Genomic DNA, 931 nt, shown 5'->3' with positions numbered 1-931 from the left:
CCAGCCAACGGTGGAACTGGCCAAGCGCAATTCGCGGCAACGGATCGACCCGCTGATCGAGGAAAGCCCGGAACTGCGGGAGCGGGTAAAGCCCGCGCGATCCCGCGACGCCGGCAACACGATGCTGTCGAAGGAATTCGCGGGCGGCATCCTGATCATGACCGGGGCCAACTCGGCGGTCGGGCTGCGTTCGACGCCAGCGCGCTACATCTTTCTCGACGAGGTCGATGCCTATCCGGCCTCGGCCGACGAGGAGGGCGACCCGGTCAGCCTGGCAGAAGCGCGGTCGCTGACCTTCGCGCATCGGCGCAAGGTGTTCCTGGTCTCGACGCCGACGATCCGGGGGCTGAGCCGGATCGAGCGGGAATACGAGGCCAGCGACCAGCGGCGCTATCACGTGCCGTGCCCGCACTGTGGCCAGGAGCAATGGCTGAAGTTCGAGCGGCTGCGCTGGGACAAGGGCCGGCCGGAGACGGCAAGCTATCACTGCGAGAGTTGCGAACGGCCGATCGCCGAGCATCACAAGACCACGATGCTGGAGCAGGGCGCATGGCGGGCCACAGTGGAGGCGGCGGATCCGCTGACGGTGGGCTATCACCTCTCGGCGCTCTATTCGCCGCTGGGCTGGCTCAGCTGGGCGCGGATTGCACGGGCCTGGGAGGCGGCCTTGGGCAATGACGAGGCGATGCGGGCGTTTCGCAACACGATCCTTGGCGAGACCTGGTTCGAGACGGGCGAGGCGCCGGACTGGCAGCGGCTCCAGGGTCGGAAGGAAGAGTGGAAACCGGGCACGGTGCCTGCGGGCGGGTTGTTCCTGACGGCCGGGGCCGATGTGCAGAAGGACCGGATCGAGGTCGATGTCTGGGCCTGGGGCCGGGGGCTGGAAAGCTGGCTCATCGATCATGTGGTGATTGAGGGCGGCCCCGCGGAT

The 931-nt window shown here is 67.8% G+C and carries 1 protein-coding gene; it reads left to right on the top strand.

Translation table 11 applies throughout. The annotated features are described in order from the left end of the window. A partial coding sequence (locus tag ACK8OU_RS20310) for a terminase gpA endonuclease subunit (RefSeq protein WP_410305139.1) occupies window positions 1-931 on the top strand: 931 nt, incomplete at both ends.

The sequence above is a fragment of the Pontitalea aquivivens genome (assembly GCF_046507575.1).
In the GTDB taxonomy this organism is placed as follows: Bacteria; Pseudomonadota; Alphaproteobacteria; order Rhodobacterales; family Rhodobacteraceae; genus Pontitalea; species Pontitalea aquivivens.
The sequence above is the reverse complement of the archived record's forward strand: the minus strand, read 5'-3'. Positions and strand labels throughout refer to the sequence as shown.